15 protein-coding genes and 1 pseudogene are annotated in these 19,316 nt (G+C 63.8%); 7 read left to right on the forward strand and 9 right to left on the reverse strand.

The features are described from left to right. Both BMZ23_RS14825 and BMZ23_RS09855 read left to right on the forward strand, forming a co-directional pair. A pseudogene (locus BMZ23_RS14825) lies at window positions 1–479 on the forward strand (hypothetical protein); the annotation flags it as partial. 109 nt (window positions 480–588) lie between these two features. Beyond that, on the forward strand, window positions 589–1,050 hold the full coding sequence (locus tag BMZ23_RS09855) for a DUF6998 domain-containing protein (RefSeq protein ID WP_218143587.1): 462 nt from the start codon (window positions 589–591) through the stop codon (window positions 1,048–1,050). Between the two features lie 204 nt (window positions 1,051–1,254). On the opposite strand, the gene BMZ23_RS09860 is transcribed toward BMZ23_RS09855, so the two are convergent. Further along, entirely contained in the window at window positions 1,255–1,686 is a 432-nt protein-coding gene (locus BMZ23_RS09860) for a MerR family transcriptional regulator (protein ID WP_093476266.1), read from the reverse strand. A 70-nt stretch (window positions 1,687–1,756) separates the two neighbouring features. On the opposite strand from BMZ23_RS09860, the gene BMZ23_RS09865 reads away from it, so the two are divergent. Beyond that, window positions 1,757–2,785, forward strand: coding sequence for an SO_0444 family Cu/Zn efflux transporter (locus BMZ23_RS09865; protein WP_093476269.1), 1,029 nt, complete (start codon window positions 1,757–1,759; stop codon window positions 2,783–2,785). A 72-nt stretch (window positions 2,786–2,857) separates the two neighbouring features. On the opposite strand, the gene BMZ23_RS09870 is transcribed toward BMZ23_RS09865, so the two are convergent. The 3 genes from BMZ23_RS09870 to BMZ23_RS09880 form a co-directional block, all read right to left on the reverse strand. Next, a complete protein-coding gene (locus BMZ23_RS09870) occupies window positions 2,858–3,247 on the reverse strand; it encodes a helix-turn-helix domain-containing protein (protein ID WP_093476272.1) in 390 nt (129 codons plus the stop codon). Between the two features lie 419 nt (window positions 3,248–3,666). After that, complete coding sequence (locus BMZ23_RS09875; RefSeq protein WP_093476275.1) at window positions 3,667–6,768, reverse strand: efflux RND transporter permease subunit; 3,102 nt, start codon at window positions 6,766–6,768, stop codon at window positions 3,667–3,669. Between the two features lies 1 nt (window position 6,769). After that, a complete protein-coding gene (locus BMZ23_RS09880) occupies window positions 6,770–7,849 on the reverse strand; it encodes an efflux RND transporter periplasmic adaptor subunit (protein WP_093476278.1) in 1,080 nt (359 codons plus the stop codon). Between the two features lie 217 nt (window positions 7,850–8,066). Here BMZ23_RS09880 and BMZ23_RS09885 point away from each other — a divergent pair, with 217 nt between their 5' ends. Both BMZ23_RS09885 and gloA read left to right on the forward strand, forming a co-directional pair. Beyond that, window positions 8,067–8,927, forward strand: a complete 861-nt coding sequence (locus BMZ23_RS09885) for a crotonase/enoyl-CoA hydratase family protein (RefSeq protein WP_093476281.1) — start codon at window positions 8,067–8,069, stop codon at window positions 8,925–8,927. A 46-nt stretch (window positions 8,928–8,973) separates the two neighbouring features. Continuing rightward, window positions 8,974–9,516 carry a lactoylglutathione lyase gene (gene gloA, locus BMZ23_RS09890; protein ID WP_093476284.1) on the forward strand — a complete coding sequence of 181 codons (543 nt, stop codon included), beginning with the start codon at window positions 8,974–8,976 and terminating at the stop codon, window positions 9,514–9,516. 60 nt (window positions 9,517–9,576) lie between these two features. On the opposite strand, the gene katG is transcribed toward gloA, so the two are convergent. The 4 genes from katG to BMZ23_RS09910 form a co-directional block, all read right to left on the reverse strand. Next, the gene (katG, locus tag BMZ23_RS09895; protein WP_093476287.1) at window positions 9,577–11,739 is read right to left on the reverse strand and encodes a catalase/peroxidase HPI; all 2,163 of its coding nucleotides are present in this window, start codon (window positions 11,737–11,739) and stop codon (window positions 9,577–9,579) included. Window positions 11,740–11,950: 211 nt separating this feature from the next. Next, on the reverse strand, window positions 11,951–12,520 hold the full coding sequence (locus tag BMZ23_RS09900; protein WP_093476290.1) for a DUF922 domain-containing Zn-dependent protease: 570 nt from the start codon (window positions 12,518–12,520) through the stop codon (window positions 11,951–11,953). Beyond that, a complete protein-coding gene (locus tag BMZ23_RS09905; RefSeq protein WP_093476293.1) occupies window positions 12,517–12,945 on the reverse strand; it encodes an acyl-CoA thioesterase in 429 nt (142 codons plus the stop codon). Before BMZ23_RS09905 ends, BMZ23_RS09900 begins: the two co-directional genes overlap by 4 nt. A 19-nt stretch (window positions 12,946–12,964) precedes the next feature. Further along, on the reverse strand, window positions 12,965–13,897 hold the full coding sequence (locus tag BMZ23_RS09910; protein WP_093476296.1) for a LysR family transcriptional regulator: 933 nt from the start codon (window positions 13,895–13,897) through the stop codon (window positions 12,965–12,967). Between the two features lie 94 nt (window positions 13,898–13,991). On the opposite strand from BMZ23_RS09910, the gene BMZ23_RS09915 reads away from it, so the two are divergent. Then, window positions 13,992–15,953: an alkyl/aryl-sulfatase gene (locus tag BMZ23_RS09915; RefSeq protein ID WP_093476299.1), complete on the forward strand. Its 1,962-nt coding sequence runs from the start codon at window positions 13,992–13,994 to the stop codon at window positions 15,951–15,953. 259 nt (window positions 15,954–16,212) lie between these two features. Here BMZ23_RS09915 and polA read toward each other — a convergent pair whose 3' ends face one another. Beyond that, a complete protein-coding gene (polA, locus tag BMZ23_RS09920; RefSeq protein ID WP_093476302.1) occupies window positions 16,213–18,957 on the reverse strand; it encodes a DNA polymerase I in 2,745 nt (914 codons plus the stop codon). A gap of 74 nt (window positions 18,958–19,031) precedes the next feature. Between polA and BMZ23_RS09925 the strand changes: the two genes are divergently transcribed. Then, on the forward strand, window positions 19,032–19,304 hold the full coding sequence (locus tag BMZ23_RS09925; protein WP_093476305.1) for a DUF2782 domain-containing protein: 273 nt from the start codon (window positions 19,032–19,034) through the stop codon (window positions 19,302–19,304). The last annotated feature ends 12 nt before the right edge of the window (window positions 19,305–19,316 follow it).

Raw genomic sequence — 19,316 nt, forward strand, 5'->3', positions numbered from 1 at the left:
CTAAGCGAAGTCGTCTAGATCTGGCCGACGAACTAATGCTGAATTATTCGGGTGATATGCCTCGTGTCTGCTTTATTGAGGTTTCTACAAAAGCGGAAGGCTGGACAACTTGGAATTCAAGTAATGTAAAAGCAATTGAGCAGCATATTAAATATGATCTTGAATTTGATGGCTATTTAGTAGAGGTTCATAGAATAAGCAAGGCAGGAAAAACCTTATGTCAAAACCCATTTAGATGGCAGCTTGAGATTAGTAGCGAGCCTGATGAAGAGGAGGCGGACACAAGTTCAAATAGAAATGCGGTAGGTTCACGGTTTAAAGTTGCTAGAAGTGATGCCTCAATTCGCACAATACAAAAACAAATAGAAAAAGTGTTTGGTCTTCCTAAGGGTTCGGTATGCCTACTAACTCCGGAAAATAAAAAAGCAAATCCTAAATCTTCGATAAAAAGGCTCAGAGACAAATGGAAAAATGGCTAACAAAGCCATCAAGAGGGACGTCCAACACTCCGTTGCTTTTGTGTTGTCGCTACGCTCCTTTATAACACAAAAGCAACTCCACGTTGGCCGCTCCTTATGGCGGCGTTAAATGTCTATGATCGATCACGATAAATTCCGGGCCTTGGTCACTCAGCTCTATGCCACGGTAAATGAGTTGGAGGCCATGTTCCCGGGCAGGCACTTTACCCCGGATGGTCATATGGTTGGCAGTTTGGGTGAATGCCTCGTGGCCGATGCATACAATCTTGAGTTGAAGACAGCGTCCAATAAAGGCTATGACGCTCTCACTGAAACCGGCGTGGAAGTTGAGATCAAAGCTACGCAATCCAACTCTGTTGCATTCCGCAGTCAGCCGCAGCACGCGATTATCATCAAAACCTTGCGTGACGGTACGTTCGAGGAAATTTATAACGGGCCAGGAGCCCTTGTTTGGGAGCAATTCAAAGGTAAACGGCTACCTAGTAATGGCCAGTTTCAAGTCTCTCTCAACAAACTCCGGCAACTCAATCAAACAGTGGCTCAATCGGACCGTGTGCCTAGGGCCATTTAACAAGGCGCAGCAGTACGCGGCCGGTGGCCGCCGGACGCCCTTTACGTGGCTCCTTCGTCGCCACTCCAAGGTCGCCGCTGTGCTTCGGCGTTGTCCGAACAAAAGTGAGCTGCCCCTTGTTTCCCAGTCACCGTGAATGTCCGCTCTTGGCCGAAAGCCGACATTGTCAGCAGCAACCACAATCGCGCCTTTATCTAGCCAACCCTACCCACACCCCGCATCCCCACACCCATCCCCATGCCGATACAAACTCCCGATAATCCGGCAGTCGGCACTTTTGCCGCCACGGCAGGTATGCACCACCTGGCGTAGTTCGTCGGCCAGTGCCTGCAGGGCGGTGATGCGTTGTTCCAGTTGTTGCAGGTGGCGGCTGGCGATGTCGTCGGCCAGGGTGCAGTCGGTGTCGGGGTTGTCGGCCAGGCTCAGCAGTTCCTGGATGCTCTGCAGGTCCAGCCCCAGATGGCGGCCGTGGCGGATAAAGCCGATACGTTCCAGGCTGGTCTGGTCGTAGCGGCGGTAGCCCTGGGCGCCGCGTTGCGGGGCGTGCAGCAGGCCGAGTTTTTCGTAATGACGGATGCTTTCCGGCGAGCAGCCGGTGCGTCTGGCGACGTCGCCGATGCGATATTCCTGTGCCATGGCTTGACCCTGTAACGGTTACAGGGCCTAGGCTAGCAATCAGTGGGTGGGTCAACAAGGGTAAGCCGCGATGACACTGATTTCCGGGTTTCTGAGTATTGCGCTGACGGCGGCGCCCTGGCTGTTGCTGGGGTTGCTGATTGCCGGGCTGATCAAGGGCTGGATGCCGGAGCGCCTGTTGCAGCGCTGGATGGGCGGACACGGGCTGGCGAGCATTTCACGGGCGGCGCTGATCGGCATGCCGTTGCCGCTGTGTTCCTGTGGTGCGATTCCCACGGCGCTGGCGCTGCACCGTGGCGGTGCCGGGCGTGGGCCGACCACTGCCTTTCTGATCAGTACGCCGGGTGTCGGGGTGGATTCGGTATTGCTGACCAGTGTGCTGCTGGGGCCGCTGATGGCGGTGGCACGGGTGGCGGGGGCGCTGGTGACGGCGATTGTCAGCGGGGTGCTGGTTGGCCTGACCCGTTCGGCGCCGCCGGCGCGTGAGGTTGCTGGCTGCGGCTGTACCGCCGGGTGCTCGGCGACGCCTGCGGTTGCCACGCCGCTGCCGGGCCTGTGGGGGCGGGCACGCGCCGGGTTGCGCTATGCCTTTACCGATCTGCTCGACGATATCAGTGGCTGGATGTTTGCCGGGCTGTTGCTGGCCGGGGTGCTGGTGACCCTATTGCCGCCGTCCACGCTGGCCGGGGTGTCCGGTGGGCTGGGTGCCTTGCTGTTGATGGCGCTGCTCGGCATTCCCCTGTACATCTGCGCGGCGGCGGCCACGCCGGTGGCGGCGGGGCTGCTGATCAGCGGTATTTCGCCGGGCATGGCGCTGGTATTTATGCTGGCCGGGCCGATTACCAGTCTGGCTACCCTGGCGATCCTGCGCCGCGAGTTCGGCAGCCGGGCGCTGTTGCTGTATCTGGGCAGTGTGCTGGGGGTGACGGTGCTGCTCGGCTGGCTGTTCGATGCCCTGCTCGGGCTGGCCGGCTGGGATCCGGTGCTGCAGGCCAGCCAGGCCCAGGAGCTGTTGCCGGAGTGGCTGGAGTGGTTGGCGTTGCTGCTGTTGGTGCTGGTTGCCATGCGTCCGTTGCGGCGGCGCTGGCTGGGGGCCTGAGTGACCGGCGCCTGTGCAGCACTGGGCGTGTGGTGACTGTGCAGGCAGAGGGGGCGGGTACCGGCGTGTGGCTCATTTTTTTCTGGGTTTGGCCCCCCTTGAGATAGCGCCTGTGATCTTTTGTTGTACATCCGCATTGATGCCGGCATTCAGGCTGCTGCCCTTGCTCGTTACAACAGGCCGCTTGCTTGCCGGCAGTGCGGCCATGATGCCTATCCGCAGGCCAAACTTGCGCAATATCGAATCGACGGTACTCAGGGTTGGATTGCCCTTGTCCGTTTCCAGTTGATACAGCGCTCTGGTGGACATGTCGCACATCTGCGCAAAGCTAGCCTGATCGAGTCCGGTCACTTGCAGACGCAGCCTGCGAATAGCCATGCCAAGGGTCAGCTCACCGTCGGTGTGCTGGCGGATGATCTCGTCGATCAGTTGCTTGCGTTGCTCGCCACTCATGTTGTTCATAGTAGTCCTTAACCGACCAATCAGCATTGAGACGCTAATAAATCCAGGTCATGGCTGGATAATCGGCAATATAAGTCTGGATATTTGGTTGTATTGGCTAATTGTCGGCAATTTAATGCCGATTGCTTGTCTGCCTGACAGTCGTTTGGCAAGGACACTCTGACAAAGCCGTCATTCCCCGCGACGGCGGGAATCCAGAGGCTGGGAGTTGCCTGGATTCCCGTCTTAGGGAAGCACTTATTAACTGCACTGTAGCTTCGGGACGCGGCAGCCGATGACCTGTTCTGGACCGTCGATGCCCTGGACGGGCATCGCCGAGCTTACATGGATGTATTTACAGCGTGTCCAGAACAGGTCATCGGTTGTCGCGTTTGCAAAGCGGCTGTTTGATCAGTGCTTCCTTGGCAGGAGTGACGCCATTATTGCCCCGGCAAATCAGCAATCTCCGCCTCACTCACCTGCAGCGGTTCTGCGCGTCGCTCAAAGCGGGCGCCGAGTACCAGCAGGCAGGGGGTGAGCAGCAGGGTCAGCACGGTGGCGAAGGCCAGGCCGCCGGCGATGGCGCTGGACAGCTGGGTCCACCACTGGGTCGAGGGGGCGCCGAAGCCGAGGCTGGGGCTCAGTAGGTCGACGTTGACGCCGAGCACCATCGGCAGCAGGCCGAGGATGGTGGTGACGGCTGTGAGCAGTACCGGGCGCAGGCGCAGGCAGCCGGTTTCCAGGGCGGCCTGTTGTGCTGCCAGCCCCTGCTTGCGCAGCTGGTTGTAGGTGTCGATCAGGATGATGTTGTTGTTCACCACGATGCCGGCCAGGGCGATCAGTCCCATGCCGACCATGACGATGCCGAACGACTGGCCGTTGATCAGCAGCCCCATCAGCACCCCGGCGGTCGACAGCACGATGGCCGAGAGTACCAGCGCAGCCTGGTACAGGCTGTTGAACTGGGTGACCAGAATGATCGCCATCAGGAAGATCGCCACCACGAAGGCGGTGATCAGGAAGTTGGCCGCCTCGCGCTGGTCGGCATCCTCGCCGGCGAAGGTGATGGTGACGCCATCCGGCAGATCGGTGAGGCTGGCGCGCAGTGCCCGCAGCCGTTCATCCAGGCGTGCATCCTCGGCCAGATCGGCCTGCAGGGTGATGCTGCGCTCGCCATCTACCCGGCGCAGGGTGCCGACCCGTTGCGCCGGGTGCAGCTCGACGAAGTTGCTCAGCGGCACCTGGCCGGCTGTGGTGTTCAGCGTCAGCCGGCCCAGCTGGTCGAGCGAGCGCCAGCTTTGCGGGAAGCGCACGCGGATGTCCACCTCGTCGGTGGCATCCTCGGGGCGGTAGGTGGCCAGCAGCAGTCCGTTGGTGAGCATCTGCACGGCATTGCCGACACTCAGCACATCGGCGCCAAAGCGTGCGGCGGCCTCGCGGTCGACGCGCACGCGCCATTCGATGCCGGGCAGGGTGCGGTCGTCCTCGATGTCGACAAAGCCGCCCAGTTGCTGCATTTCGGTACGGATACGCTCGACCCACTGGTCGGCCAGCGCCATGTCGCTGGCACTGACTCGCAGCTTGACCGGCTTGCCACCACCGGGGCCCTGCTCCTGCTTGCGGAACTCCAGCAGCAGGCCGGGGATGTCGGCGGTGCGCTGGCCCATGTCGGCGAGAATGTCGCGCGCCGGGCGGCGTTCATGCCAGTCGACGAACTGGAATTGCAGGGTGCCGATTACGTCGGCGCCGAGTTGCCCGTCCGGCTGTGCCAGCGAGCGGGCATACAGCGCCTTGACCTCGCGCATGCCGAGCACCCGTTGTTCGACCCGCTGCACCAGTGTGTCCTTTTCCTCGATCGACAGGTCACCACGCGCACGCACTTGAATCTGCGCGCTTTCCGGTTCCACCTCGGGGAAGAATTCGACGCCGTGGTTGAAGCGGCCGTAGGTCAGGTAGATGGCGGCGATCAGTGCCAGCATGCCCAGCAGGGTCAGCCCCGGGCGTTGCAGCAGTTGCCCGAGCAGTCGCCGGTAGGCCTGTGCCGGGCCACCATTGCCCTGCGCCTGGGGGCTTGGCTGGCCGCCGCTGAGGGCGCCAAGCACCGGCAGGAACACCAGTGCCATCGCCAGCGAGGCGAGCAGGCAGATGATCACCGTGGCCGGCAGGTATTTCATGAACTGGCCGACCATGCCCGGCCAGAACAGCAGCGGGACGAACACCGCGAGGGTGGTGGCGGTGGAGGCGATCACCGGCCAGGCCATGCGCATTGCAGCGCTGGCCCAGGCCTGGCGCGGGGTCTGCCCCTGTTGCAGGTGACGGTCGGCCAGCTCGGAGACCACGATGGCGCCGTCCACCAGCATGCCGGCCACCAGAATCAGGCTGAACAGCACCACGATGTTCAGGGTGAAGCCCATGCTCCAGATCACCAGAATGCCGGTGAGGAAGGCGCCGGGAATGGTCAGGCCGACCAGCAATGCCGAGCGCAGGCCCATGCTGGCGATCACCAGAATCAGTACCAGTACGATGGCGGTCAGCACGTTGTTCAGCAGGTCGCCGAGCAGGTTCTGTACTTCCTGCGACTGGTCCATGGTGTAGCTGATCTGCAGGTCCGGCGGCAGCAGCGGGGCGGCCTGCTTCAGCAGCGCCTTGACCTGTTCGATGGTGGCGATGATGTTGGCGCCGCTGCGCTTGGAGACCTCCAGCACCACCGCCGGCTGGCCGTTGATGCGGGCGAAGCCGGTCGGGTCCTTGAAGGTGCGCTGGATGGTCGCTACATCGCCAAAGCGGATCACGCTGTCGCCCACCACCTTGATCGGCATGCGCATCACGTCATCCAGCTGTTCGATCACGCCGGGTACCTTCAGACTGACGCGGCCGGCGCCGGTGTCCAGACTGCCGGCGGCGACCAGCCGGTTGTTGCGGCTGACCAGATTGAACAGCTGGTTGTAGTCGATGCCGTAGCTGTCCAGCACCTGCGGGTCGACGACGATTTCCAGCAGGTCCTCGCGGTCGCCGCCAATGCTGACGTCCAGTACCTCGGCGATGCCCTCGATGCTGTCGCGCAGGCGGCGGGCGATGAACACCAGTTCGCTTTCTGCCAGCGGGCCGGACAGGCCGATCGACAGCACCGGGAACAGCGCCACATTGACTTCGTTGACGGTCGGCTCATCGGCCTCGGCGGGCAACTTGCTGCGTGCGGTGTCGACCTTTTCGCGCACGTCGGCCAGCGCGGTGCGTGCGTCAAAGCCGGCATCGAACTCGAGGGTGACCGAGACATGCCCTTCGCTGGCGATCGAGCGCATTTCCTTGATGCCTTCCAGGCTGCGCAGCTCCTGCTCCAGCGGGCGCACCAGCAGGCGTTCGCCGTCCTCCGGGCTGACGCCGTCGAGGCTGACCGAGACATAGATGATCGGGATGCTGACGTCCGGGTTGGATTCCTTGGGGATGATCACCCAGGCGGCCAGACCGCCAAGGATCAGAAAGGCCAGCAGCAGCAGGCTGGTGCGGCTGCGGTCGAGCGCGGCAAGTATCAGGCTGTGCATCTCAGTTGCCCGCGCCGGTCAGGTGCACCTCGACCTGCTGGCCGGGTTCGACAAAGCCCTGGCCGACGGTGATCAGCGCCACCCGCTCTGGCAGGCCGCTGACCCAGGCGCCGCTGTGGTCGGCGCTGAGCAGCTGGATCGGGGTGAACTCAACCCGCTGCGCCTCGTTGACCCACTTCACGCCCTGCCGACCCTGTGCATCCAGCGACAGCAGCGCCGGCGACAGCTGGTGCGCCAGGGTTTCGCCGGTGGCGATGCGCAGGGTGGCGCTGGCGCCGGCCAGACGCAGGCCCTCGGGGTTGTCCACTGCCACTTCGATACGGAAGCTGCGCGAGCCGGGATCAGCGGCAGCGGCGATAAAGTGCAGGGTACCGCTGAGCTGGCGGCCATCGAGCAGTTCAACCGTCACCGGCTGGCCGACCTGTAACGGCTCGACCTGCTGCTGGGCGACCTGGGCGCTGACCTTCAGACGGCTGGTATCGACCAGCGTCAGCAGGCTCTGGCCCGGCTGCACGAAATCGCCCGGCTCGACCAGGCGCTGGTCGTAGACGCCGGCAAAGGGCGCGTGAATGCGGGTATGCGCCAGTTGCAGGCGGGCTGTCTGCAGGTCCGCCCGGGCCTTGGCCAGTTCGCTTTCCAGGCGCACCAGTTCGTTGGCCGAGATCAGCTTGCGCTCGAGCAGGCGCTGCGCCGCCGTCAGGTCGTTCTCGCGCTGGCGCACATCGGCTTCGCTGCGCGCCAGTTGTGCCGGGCGTTCATCCTCGGACAGCGTCAGCAGCAATTGCCCCTCGGCCACCTGCTGGCCCTTGTCCTGATCCAGACGGCGCACCGTGGCGCTGACCTGGGCGCGCAGCTCGACCCGGCGCCAGGCCTCGATCTGCCCCTGCACGGTCAACTGGCGCTGCATCGGCTGCGCCTGCAGCCAGCGCACCTCGACCCGGGCCAGTTCACTGACCGGTGGCTGGTCCGGCTCGACGCTGTCGAGGGCGACATGCCGCGGGCCACTCAGCAGCCACACCAGCAGCACCAGACTCAGCAGCACGGCAATGATCCAGGGGCGTTGGCGGATAAAGGTCAGCATGCGGGGTACTCGTTCGGAGGGCGGCTTGGGCACAGGCGAAAGCCTGATGCTATGGCCAGCGGGCATGCTGGGCAAGCAGGAGTTTTTAAGAGCCTGTGTTCGGCGCTGGCCAATCCGCCCTGCCTATGGCCGGCCATACGCCTGACTGAGGCTGCTGGTAGCTGTGACCGGCCGGTTCTACACTGGCCGGCATTTGCAGACCAACGGAGAGCCCGCGATGACCTACGAAACCCTCGATTACCAGGTGGAGGATGGCATCCTCACGCTGACCCTCAATCGTCCCGAGCGCATGAATGCCTTTAACGGGCAGATGCGCCGCGAGCTGATTGCCGCCTTTGATGCGGCGGATGCCGACGATGCGGTGCGGGTGATTATTGTTACCGGGGCCGGCAAGGCCTTCTGTGCCGGTGCCGATCTGGAGAAGGGCGGCGATACCTTCAACCGGCATGCCCGCCAGGACCAGCCCGAGGGCGCCGACCTGCGCGATGGCGGCGGCACTGTCTCGCTGCGCATTTACGAATGCACCAAGCCGGTGATTGCCGCCTTCAACGGTGCGGCGGTCGGCGTCGGGGCGACCATGACCCTGCCGATGGATATCCGCATGGCCTCGACCAATGCCAAGTTCGGGTTCGTGTTTGCCCGTCGCGGCATCACCATGGAAGCCTGCTCCAGCTGGTTCCTGCCGCGTCTGGTCGGCCCCATGCAGACCGCCGAGTGGGTTCATACCGGGCGTGTATTCGGCGCCGAGGAGGCGCTCAAGGGCGGTCTGATCCGCAGTATCCACGAGCCCGACGAACTGCTGCCGGCGGCCCGCACACTGGCCCGCGAGATTGCCGATAACACCTCCGGCATGTCGGCCCTGCTGAACCGTCAGCTGATGTGGCGGATGATGGCCGCCGATCACCCGATGGAGGCGCATATCATTGATTCGCGGGCGATTGCCTTTATGGGCGAGTCCGAGGATGCCAAGGAGGGCGTGCGCTCCTTCCTGGAAAAGCGCCCGCCACAGTTCAGGCTGCGCCCCAGCCAGGACCGCCCGGACTTCTACCCCTGGTGGCAGGAGCGGCCATTCCGCTGAGTGGTAGTCTGCCAGCCGTTACACTCACTGCGTTCAGGAGTCACTGATGAGTCGTCATTTCGAAAGCGCCCCCGGCCTGTGCGAGAGCCGTGATCCGGCTACCGAGGGTTTTGTGTTCAACCAGACCATGCTGCGCATCAAGTCGCCCGAGGCCTCGCTGGATTTCTACACGCGGGTGCTGGGCATGACGCTGGTGAAGAAGCTCGACTTCCCGTCGATGAAGTTCAGCCTGTATTTCCTTGCGGCGATCGACAGCCACGAGCGCGACAACTGGTCGGAAGACTCGCAGGAGCGGCTGGTGCAGACCTTTGGCCGGCCGGCGATGCTGGAGCTGACGCATAACTGGGGCACCGAGGACGATCCTGATTTTGCCTACCACAATGGCAATGCCGAGCCGAAGGGCTTTGGTCATATCGGTTTTGCCGTGCCCGACCTGGAGGCGGCCTGTGCGCGTTTTGAGGAGCTCGGGGTGAGTTTCGTCAAGCGCCCGCAGGATGGCAGCATGAAGACCCTGGCGTTTATCCGTGACCCGGACGGCTACTGGATCGAGATCTTTACCCCCGGTCAGTTGCGCGGTGTTTTTCGCTGAGTTGCTGCGGCACTAACCACAACGGGCGCCCTGGGGCGCCCGTTGTGTTTTGCGGGTGGCTTACGCCAGATCGAAGCGATCGGCGTTCATCACCTTGACCCAGGCCTTGACGAAGTCGCGCACAAACTTCTCGCGGTTGTCGTCCTGGGCGTAGACCTCGGCGTAGGAACGCAGGATCGAGTTGGAGCCGAACACCAGGTCAACCCGGGTGGCGGTCCACTTGACCTTGCCGCTGCTGCGCTCGACGATCTCGTACAGATTGGTACCAGCCGGCTTCCAGCTGTACGACATGTCGGTCAGGTTGACGAAGAAGTCATTGCTCAGCACCCCTTCGCGGTCGGTGAACACGCCATGCTTGCTGCCACCATGGTTGGTGCCCAGAACCCGCATACCGCCGACCAGTACGGTCATTTCCGGCGCGGTCAGGCCCATCAGCTGGGTGCGGTCGAGCATCATCTCTTCCGGGGTGACCACATAGTCCTTCTTCACCCAGTTGCGGTAGCCATCGTGCAGCGGCTCCAGCACCTCGAACGACTCGACATCGGTCTGCTCCTGGGTGGCATCGCCACGGCCCGGGGCAAAGGGCACGCTGATGTTCACCCCGGCTGCCTTGGCCGCCTGCTCGACACCGACGTTACCTGCCAGCACAATCACATCGGCGACGCTGGCACCGGTGTCCTTGGCAATGCCTTCCAGCACCTTCAGCACCTTGGCCAGACGCTGCGGCTCGTTGCCTTCCCAGTCCTTCTGCGGGGCCAGGCGGATACGCGCACCGTTGGCACCACCGCGGTAGTCAGAGCCACGGAAGGTCCGCGCGCTGTCCCAGGCAGTGCTGACCATCTCGCTGACTGACAAGCCGCTGGCAGCAATCTTCGCCTTCACCGCATCAACATCGTAGCTGGTGTTGCCTGCCGGCACCGGGTCCTGCCAGATCAGGTCTTCAGCCGGCACGTCGGAGCCGAGGTAGCGGCTCTTCGGCCCCATGTCGCGGTGGGTCAGCTTGAACCAGGCACGGGCGAACACCTCGTCGAAGTAGGCCGGGTCCTGGTGGAAACGCTCGGAGATCTTGCGGTATTCCGGATCAACCTTGAGCGCCATGTCGGCGTCGGTCATCATCGGCATGCAGCGGATCGACGGATCTTCCACGTCCACCGGCATGTCTTCTTCCCTGATGTTGACCGGCTTGTACTGCCAGGCACCGGCCGGGCTCTTGGTCAGTTCCCAGTCATGCTTCAGCAGCATGTCGAAGTAGCCGTAGTCCCACTTGGTCGGGTGGCTGGTCCAGGCGCCCTCGACGCCGCTGGTCACGGTATCGCGACCAATGCCGCGAGTCTTGTGGTTCATCCAGCCAAAGCCCTGCTCCTCGATATCCGCCCCTTCCGGTGCCGGGCCGAGATTCGCGGCATCACCATTGCCGTGCGCCTTGCCGACGGTGTGGCCGCCGGCAGTCAGGGCCACGGTTTCCTCGTCATTCATCGCCATGCGGGCAAAGGTCACGCGCATGTCGCGGGCGGTTTTCAGCGGGTCGGGCTGGCCGTCAACGCCTTCCGGGTTGACGTAGATCAGGCCCATCATCACCGCCGCCAGCGGGTTTTCCAGGTCGCGCTCGCCGGAGTAACGGCTGCCTTCACTGCCCGACTTGGCCAGCCACTCTTTTTCCGAGCCCCAATAGACGTCCTTTTCCGGGTGCCAGATATCCTCGCGGCCACCGGCAAAGCCGAAGGTCTTGAAGCCCATCGATTCGTAGGCCATGTTGCCGGCGAGGATCATCAGGTCGGCCCAGGACAGGCTGTTGCCGTACTTTTTCTTGATCGGCCAGAGCAGGCGGCGTGCCTTGTCCAGGTTGCCGTTATCCGGCCAGCTGTTCAGCGGCGCGAAGCGCTGGTTGCCGGTGTTGGCGCCACCGCGGCCATCGGCGATGCGGTAGGTGCCGGCGGCGTGCCAGGCCATGCGGATCATCAGGCCGCCGTAGTGCCCCCAGTCGGCCGGCCACCAGCTCTGGCTGGCGGTCATCAGCGCTTTCAGGTCGCTTTTCACGGCTTCCAGGTCGAGCTTCTTGAACGCCTCGGCGTAGTTGAAGTCCTCGCCCAGCGGGTTGGTCTTGCGGTCGTGCTGGTGCAGGATGTCCAGATTCAGTGCGTTCGGCCACCAGTTCATGCCGGCTTTATCCGCCGAGGTGTTGCCGCCATGCATCACGGGGCACTTGCCCTTGGTATCGCTCATATTCCGTCTCCGCTCGTTGCTGGTTGTCTTTTTGATAGTACTGGGGAGAGTACCCGAAAAGGGGCGCTCTCCGATAATCATTCGGCGTATCGATGACAGCTTGTGGGCCATCCGCGACAAACCGCGTGCCAACAGTTGTAGCAACAGGGTGTGATTACTGCCAGTTGGATTTGCCAAGAGTTGCAATAGGATTTTTCAATCGAATGACGCTTCAGGGTAGCCGGGCACCCTGGCTGGCGCCGTGTCCGGTGCGCCGGTCGTAGTCGATATGTGCCCCCCGCAGGCGCTGCAGGGCCTGTTCGCCCAGGCTGTTGGCACTGTGTTCCAGTGCGGCGCAGCTGGTCATTTGCGGCAGTGCCTGTATGCCGCGCTGGATGTTGCGGGCAGTGTTGATGCCGAGTCGGGCGTGGCCTTCCTCATGCGCGGTCAGTGCGGCCAGGTAGCGTTCCCAGATAATCCGCTCGCTGTTGGGCAGGCGGCTGTCGGCGCCCAGCTGTGGCAGTGTGAAGGTGATGTCGACACGGGTTTCGACCCGCTCGATGCGGCAGCGCCCATCGGCCTCTTCCCACCACCAGAAACGCCAGTTGACCCGGGTATCGGTGTAGGCGTGGAAACGCTGGCCATTCTGCTGCACCGGGGTGTTGGCATGCAGGCTTTGCTGCAGGGCCTGCAGGCTGTCGCCGCTGGCCTGGTAGTACTGGTAGTGGCGGCTGACCTGCGGCTCGGCGGCCAGCAGCGTGCTGCTGCCCAGCAGCATCAGCAGCGCCAGTGCGGTTTTCACCCCTGCAGCCTCTGCAGGGCCGCGCGCGGGCCGGCCGGGATCGGGCACGGACGGTTGCCGGTGCGTTCGACGAATACGTGCACAAAGCGCCCGGCGGCACAGGCCTGATCTTCACCGTCCTTGAAGATTGCCAGTTCATAGTGCACCGAGCTGTTGCCCAGCTTGGCCACCCGCACGCCCACTTCGATGGCTTCGGGGAAGGCGATTGGCGCGAAGTAGTCGCAGCCGGAGCTGACCACAAAGGCCACCTGCCCACCCTGGTGAATGTCCAGTCCGCCCTGTTCGATCAGCCAGCGGTTCACCGCGCTGTCAAAGTAGCCGTAGTAGGTGACGTTGTTGACGTGACCATAGATGTCATTGTCGTGCCAGCGGGTGGTGATCGGGCACAGCCAGGGGTAATCCTGGCGCCGGGGTTTTTCGCTCATGGGCGGCTGCCGTTGTCTGCTAGGGAGTAACCGGCAGCATACGCGATGCGCTGTCGATGCTGCCAGTTGCCGGCTGCGGCAGGCGGCTGCACAGTGCGGCGGCGGCCGGTGACAGGCTGTGGCCACGACGGCTGACCAGCCCGTAGGCGGAGTGTTGGCGAATTCTGGCGGACAGCGATGTCAGCTCACACAACAGGCCCTCGGCCAGCGGCTGGCGCAGGATGTCGCTGGGCGCCATGCAGATGGCATCGCTGTGCTGTAGCAGCTGCAGCAGAAAGGCCACGTTATCGCACTGGATGCTCAGCGCCTGGTCGCGGCCGGTATCGCGGCGCACCTCGGCGGCCACGCTTTCCGGCAGGTGGGTGCCGGCCAGCGGCCATTCGGCGGCGTGACGAAAATCCACCTCGTGCTGCTGCAGCAGCGGACGCCCGGGGCGGCACACGGCGATCACCGGGCAGACCGGCAGCCGCTGGATATCCAGCGCCGGGTCGTCGAGCAGTTCGCGCACATCGCCGACAAAGATTTCGATTTCCTCGCGCAGCAGGCGCTGGCGCAGCTCCCGCCAGTCGTCGACCAGCACCTCCACCTGCAATTGCGGGTAGTCGCTGATCAGCCGCGCCACCGCCTGTGGCACCAGCCCGGCGGCGGGGTAGGGGCCGGCGCCCATGCATAGTTGCCCGGCCTGCAGGTTGTCGATCTGCTGCACGGCGCGGGTCATCGCCTGGCTGGCGGCGACCAGTCGGCGGGCATGTTCCAGCAGCATCCGGCCCTGGGCGGTCAGGCCCAGACGGCGGGTATGCCGGTCGATCAGCCGGCAGCCCAGGCTGGCTTCCAGGTTCTGCAGGCTGCGGCTCAGGGCCGGCTGGCTGAGGTGCAGGGCCAGCGCGGCACGGGCAAAGCTGCCGTGTTCGGCGAGGGCAATGAAATGCTTGAGCTGGCGCAGGTCATTCATGCGGAATATGCATCGAAACATGAAAAATGTTGCATTGGATTTATCAGTCTACGCTTGGCAGAGTGGTCCGACAAATCCAATCACGGAGACTGCCATGCGCGTATCCCTGCCCCTGTGTGCCGGCCTGCTGGGCCTGGCCCTGCCCTTGCTGACCCAGGCCGGTGCCCAGTCGGCCACCCCGCATACCGCTGCGGCCAATGCGGCCGTATTGCAACAGCTGGACTTCACTGACCGGCGTGCCTTCGAGGCCGCGCAGCGCGGCTTTATTGCCAGCCTGCCGGAGGGGGTGATAAAGGATGCCGAGGGCCGCACGGCCTGGTCGACGGCGGCCTATGCCTTCCTGCAGGCGGAGCAGGCGCCGGATACGGTGAACCCCAGCCTGTGGCGGCAGGCGCAGCTGAACTCGATCCATGGCCTGTTCCGGGTTACCGATGGCATCTACCAGATTCGCGGCATGGATCTGTCGAACATGACCATAGTCGAGGGTGACAGCGGCCTGATCATCATTGATCCGTTGCTGACCCCGGCCACCGCGCGTGCCGGATTGGAGTTGTACCGCCAGCACCGACCGGACAAGCCGGTGCTGGCGGTGATCTATACCCATTCCCATGCCGACCACTTTGCCGGGGTCAAGGGCGTCACCAGCCAGGCCGAGGTGGACGCCGGCAAGGTGCAGATCATCGCGCCCGAGGGCTTTCTTGAGCATGCGGTGAGCGAGAACGTGATTGCCGGCAATGCCATGCTGCGCCGCGCCAGCTACATGTATGGCACGCGCCTGCCGATCGACCCGCACGGGCATGTCGATACCGGGTTGGGCAAGGGTGTCTCCGCCGGCCCGCGCACCCTGATAGCGCCGACCGAGGTGATCAGCGCCAACGGCGTGCGGCGTATCGACGGGGTGGATATCGACTTCTATCTGGCGCCGGGCAGCGAGGCGCCGGCGGAAATGATGATGTATTTCCCGGCCCAGCGGGTGTTCAACACCGCCGAGGTGACTTCGCAGCACCTGCACAATATCTACACCCTGCGTGGCGCCGAGATCCGTGATGCCAGCCTGTGGTCGCGCTATATCGACGAGGTGCTGGAGTTCTACGGCGAACGCAGCGATATCCTGATCGCCCAGCACCACTGGCCGGTGTGGGACAACGCCGAGGTGCGCCACTATCTGGCGGTACAGCGCGACCTGTACAAGTACATCCACGACCAGAGCGTGCGCCTGATGAACCACGGCTATCGCCCCGGCGAGATTGCCGAGCAGTTGCAGCTGCCGCCGAGCCTGGCCGGCGAGTGGTCGGCGCGTGACTACTACGGCACCCTCAGGCACAACGCCCGCGCTATCTACCAGAAATACCTGGGCTGGTACGACGCCAATCCGGCCAACTTGAATCCGCTGCCGCCGGTCGAATCGGCGCGCCGCACGCTGGATTACATGGGCGGTATGGATGCGCTGCTGCAGCGTGCCCGCGCCGACTTCGAGCGCGGCGAATACCGCTGGGTGGCCAGCGTGATGAGTCAGGCGGTGTTTGCCGAGCCGGACAACCAGGCCGCCCGCGAACTGGCGGCGGCTGCCCTGGAGCAGCTCGGCTATCAGGCCGAGTCCGGCCCCTGGCGTGATGTCTACCTGTCCGGCGCGCTGGAGCTGCGCAGCGGCTCCCCAGCCCCGGCCGAGCTGGATGCCGGTAATCAGGATCTGCTGCAGGCGATGTCGACCGGGATGATCTTCGACCTGCTGGCGGTGCGCCTCAACGGCCCCCGCGCTGCCGGCAAGCAGATAGTGCTGAACTGGCAGTTCACCGACAGCAACGAGCAGATTCGCAGCAATCTGCAGAATGCCACCCTGACCTGGCTGCCGGATCGCCGCGCGGAGAGTGCCGACGCCAGCCTGCAACTGACCCGCGCCACGCTGAACGACATCCTGCTGCGCCGAATGAGCTTCCCGCAGGCGATCCAGCAGGGGCTGCTGCGGATCGACGGGGACCAGGCTAGGCTGTTTGAACTGCTCGGCCTGCTCGACGAGTTCCCAGCCAGCTTCCCGCTGATTGAGCCGCTCCGCTAGGGGCGGTGGCTGCTGGATTCCCGCCTTTGCGGGAATGACGGAGTTGGCTCATGACTGGGATTCGTGCGGGAATGAGGGAGTAAGTGCAGGTACAGCGGCTGGACTCCCGCCTGCGTGAGAGTGACCGGTTGAGGTGTTGGTGGCTGCTGGATTCCTGCCTTCGCGAGAATGACGTAGCCATGGTTTCGCTGCCCACCACCCCGTCATTCCCGCGAAGGCGGGAATCCAGTGGCTGACCTCACCCCGGTACAGCCAGCCCTCAGTGCGCCTGATCCCAGTTGTCGCCCACGCCGACATCCACCACTAGCGGCACATCCAGTTCGGCGGCGGCGCCCATGTGCTGGCGCAGGCCTTCGCTGAGCGCTTCGACCTGATCCTCGTGGACCTCCAGTACCAGTTCGTCGTGTACCTGCATGATCATCCGCGCATCCAGCTGGCTGGCGGCCAGCCAGGCGTCGACGCTGATCATCGCGCGCTTGATGATGTCGGCGGCGGTGCCTTGCATCGGTGCGTTGATCGCGGTGCGTTCGGCGCCCTTGCGCATCGCCTGGTTCTTCGAGTGGATCTCCGGCAGGTACAGGCGGCGGCCGAACAGGGTTTCCACATAGCCCTGTTCGCTGGCCTGCTTGCGGGTGCGCTCCATGTAGTCGAGCACGCCGGGGTAGCGGGTGAAGTAGCGGTCGATATAGTCCTGCGCCTGCTTGCGGTCGACGTCGATCTGTTTGGCCAGACCAAAGGCGCTCATGCCGTAGATCAGCCCGAAGTTGATCGCCTTGGCCTTGCGCCGCTGCTCGCTGCTGACCTCCTCCAGTGCCACGCCGAATACCTCGGCGGCGGTGGCCCGGTGTACGTCGCGGTCATGCCGGAAGGCATCCAGCAGGCCGGCGTCCTGGGCCAGATGGGCCATGATGCGCAGCTCGATCTGCGAGTAGTCGGCGGCCACCAGCTTGTAGCCGGGCGGGGCGATAAAGGCCTGGCGGATGCGTCGGCCCTCGGCGGTGCGGATCGGGATGTTTTGCAGGTTCGGGTCGCTGGAGGACAGCCGGCCGGTGGCGGTCACCGCCTGATGGTAGCTGGTGTGGATACGCCCGCTGCGCGGGTTGATCTGCTCCGGCAGGCGGTCGGTGTAGGTGCTTTTCAGCTTGCTGACGCTGCGGTACTGCATGATTACCTGCGGCAGCTCGTAGCCCTGCTCGGCCAGCTCGGCGAGCACCGCTTCGGCGGTCGACGGCTGGCCCTTGGCGGTCTTGCTGAGCACCGGCAGGCCCTGCTTTTCGTAGAGGATGTCGCCAAGCTGCTTGGGCGAGCCGAGGTTGAATTCCTGTCCGGCCAGGCGGAACGCCTCGCGCTCCAGCTCGATCATCTTCTCGCCCAGCTCGCGGCTCTGGATGCCCAGCAGGCGGGCATCGACCAGCGCGCCCTGGGCCTCGATACGTGCCAGCACCGGCACCAGCGGCATTTCAATCTCGCGCAGCACCCTGGCCAGCGCCGGCTCAGCCTGCAGCTTCTGCCACAGGCTCTGGTGCAGGCGCAGGGTGATGTCGGCGTCCTCGCAGGCGTAGGGGCCGGCCTGTTCCAGGGCGATCTGGTCGAAGGTCAGCTGCTTGCTGCCCTTGCCGGCGATGTCCTCGAAACGGATGGTGCTGTGACCAAGGTATTTCAGCGCCAGGCTGTCCATGTCGTGGCGGGTCGCGGTGGCGTCCAGCACGTAGGATTCGAGCATGGTGTCGAAGGCCACGCCCTGTACCTCGATGCCGTAGTGGCGCAGCACGTTGATGTCGTACTTGGCGTGCTGGCCGACCTTGGCCCTGGCCGGGTCTTCCAGCAGTGGCTTGAGCTGGGCCAGCACCGCATCGCGATCGAGCTGCTCGGGTACGCCCATATAGCTGTGGCGCAGCGGAATATAGGCGGCCTGATGGGGCTGCACCGCCAGCGAGACGCCGACCAGTTCGGCCTGCTGGGCATGGATGCTGGTGGTTTCGGTGTCGAAGGCGAACAGCTCGGTGGCCTGCAGTTTATCCAGCCAGCGTTGCAGCTCGGCTTCGCTGGTGATCGTCTGGTAGTCGGTTTCCACCGTCGGGCCGGGCTCGATACTGTTGCCGGGCTGTTCGCCGGCGGCCTTGGCATCGCGCAGCAGGTCGTCCAGCCAGCTCTTGAACTCCAGCTGGCGGTACAGCTCGACCAGCGCCTCGCGGTCCGGCTCGCCGGGGTGTAGCGCGTCCACCGCGACATCCAGTTCGACATCCACCTTGATGGTCGCCAGCTGGTAGGACAGGTAGGCCATCTCCTTGTGCTCGGCGAGCTTGGCCGGCAGTGCCTTGGCGCCGCGAATCGGCAGCTCAGGCACCTTGTCGAGGCTGGCGTAGATCAGATCCAGACCACCGCCTATACCGGTCAGCAGGCCCAGCGCGGTCTTTTCACCGACGCCCGGTACACCGGGAATGTTGTCGACCTTGTCGCCCATCAGCGCCAGGTAGTCGATGATCAGCTCCGGGCCGATACCGAACTTTTCCTTCACCCCGTCAATGTCCAGCACTGTACCGGTCATGGTGTTGACCAGAGTGATGTGCGCATCGACCAGCTGCGCCATGTCCTTGTCACCGGTGGAAATCACCACCTCGCGGCCGGCGGCGGCGCTCTGCCGGGCCAGGGTGCCGATCACGTCATCGGCCTCGACCCCGTCAATGCACAGCAGCGGCAGGCCCAGTGCGCGCACGCTGGCGTGCAGTGGCTCGATCTGGCTGCGCAAGTCGTCGGGCATCGGCGGGCGGTGCGACTTGTAGTGCTCGAACAGCTCGTCGCGGAAGGTCGGGCCCTTGGCGTCGAAGACCACCGCGAAGGGACTCTTCGGGTATTGCCGGCGCAGGCTTTTCAGCATGTTCAGCACGCCCTTGACCGCGCCGGTCGGCTGACCGCTCGAGGTGGTCAGCGGTGGCAGGGCATGGAAGGCGCGGTACAGGTAGGACGATCCGTCCACCAGAACGAGGGGGGCTGTGTCGGTCATGCGCTTGATCAAGATTTCCGCTGGTGAAAGGGACTAGAATGACAGTCAGTCACTCAACTGAAGGACAGCTTAACATGACACGCCTGCTTGCCATTCTTGCCCTGGCCATTGCCCTGCCGCTGAGCGCCCAGGAGGCGCTGACCGGTGAACCCGACGTGACCATCCGCCAGGAGGGTGACCGCACCGTCGAGGAATACCGGGTCAATGGCTTTCTCTATGCGATCAAGGTAACCCCGAAGAGCGGTGCGCCGTATTTCCTGGTGGCGGTCGATGATGACGGCAACTTTGTGCGCTCCGACCAGCCCAACGGCCTGCGCATCCCCTCGTGGAAGATTTTCGAGTGGTAAGGGACTGAACCG

It is taken from the genome of Halopseudomonas yangmingensis (assembly GCF_900114825.1).
GTDB classification, from domain to species: Bacteria; Pseudomonadota; Gammaproteobacteria; order Pseudomonadales; family Pseudomonadaceae; genus Halopseudomonas; species Halopseudomonas yangmingensis.

Excerpts from the sequence above, each read along its gene's own strand:
- BMZ23_RS09855 (WP_218143587.1), top strand. The coding sequence starts at position 589 with ATGTCTATGATCGATCACGATAAATTCCGGGCCTTGGTCACTCAGCTC.
- BMZ23_RS09860 (WP_093476266.1), bottom strand. The coding sequence starts at position 1,686 with ATGGCACAGGAATATCGCATCGGCGACGTCGCCAGACGCACCGGCTGC.
- BMZ23_RS09865 (WP_093476269.1), top strand. The coding sequence starts at position 1,757 with ATGACACTGATTTCCGGGTTTCTGAGTATTGCGCTGACGGCGGCGCCC.
- BMZ23_RS09870 (WP_093476272.1), bottom strand. The coding sequence starts at position 3,247 with ATGAACAACATGAGTGGCGAGCAACGCAAGCAACTGATCGACGAGATC.
- BMZ23_RS09875 (WP_093476275.1), bottom strand. The coding sequence starts at position 6,768 with ATGCACAGCCTGATACTTGCCGCGCTCGACCGCAGCCGCACCAGCCTG.
- BMZ23_RS09880 (WP_093476278.1), bottom strand. The coding sequence starts at position 7,849 with ATGCTGACCTTTATCCGCCAACGCCCCTGGATCATTGCCGTGCTGCTG.
- BMZ23_RS09885 (WP_093476281.1), top strand. The coding sequence starts at position 8,067 with ATGACCTACGAAACCCTCGATTACCAGGTGGAGGATGGCATCCTCACG.
- gloA (WP_093476284.1), top strand. The coding sequence starts at position 8,974 with ATGAGTCGTCATTTCGAAAGCGCCCCCGGCCTGTGCGAGAGCCGTGAT.
- katG (WP_093476287.1), bottom strand. The coding sequence starts at position 11,739 with ATGAGCGATACCAAGGGCAAGTGCCCCGTGATGCATGGCGGCAACACC.
- BMZ23_RS09905 (WP_093476293.1), bottom strand. The coding sequence starts at position 12,945 with ATGAGCGAAAAACCCCGGCGCCAGGATTACCCCTGGCTGTGCCCGATC.
- BMZ23_RS09910 (WP_093476296.1), bottom strand. The coding sequence starts at position 13,897 with ATGAATGACCTGCGCCAGCTCAAGCATTTCATTGCCCTCGCCGAACAC.
- BMZ23_RS09915 (WP_093476299.1), top strand. The coding sequence starts at position 13,992 with ATGCGCGTATCCCTGCCCCTGTGTGCCGGCCTGCTGGGCCTGGCCCTG.
- polA (WP_093476302.1), bottom strand. The coding sequence starts at position 18,957 with ATGACCGACACAGCCCCCCTCGTTCTGGTGGACGGATCGTCCTACCTG.
- BMZ23_RS09925 (WP_093476305.1), top strand. The coding sequence starts at position 19,032 with ATGACACGCCTGCTTGCCATTCTTGCCCTGGCCATTGCCCTGCCGCTG.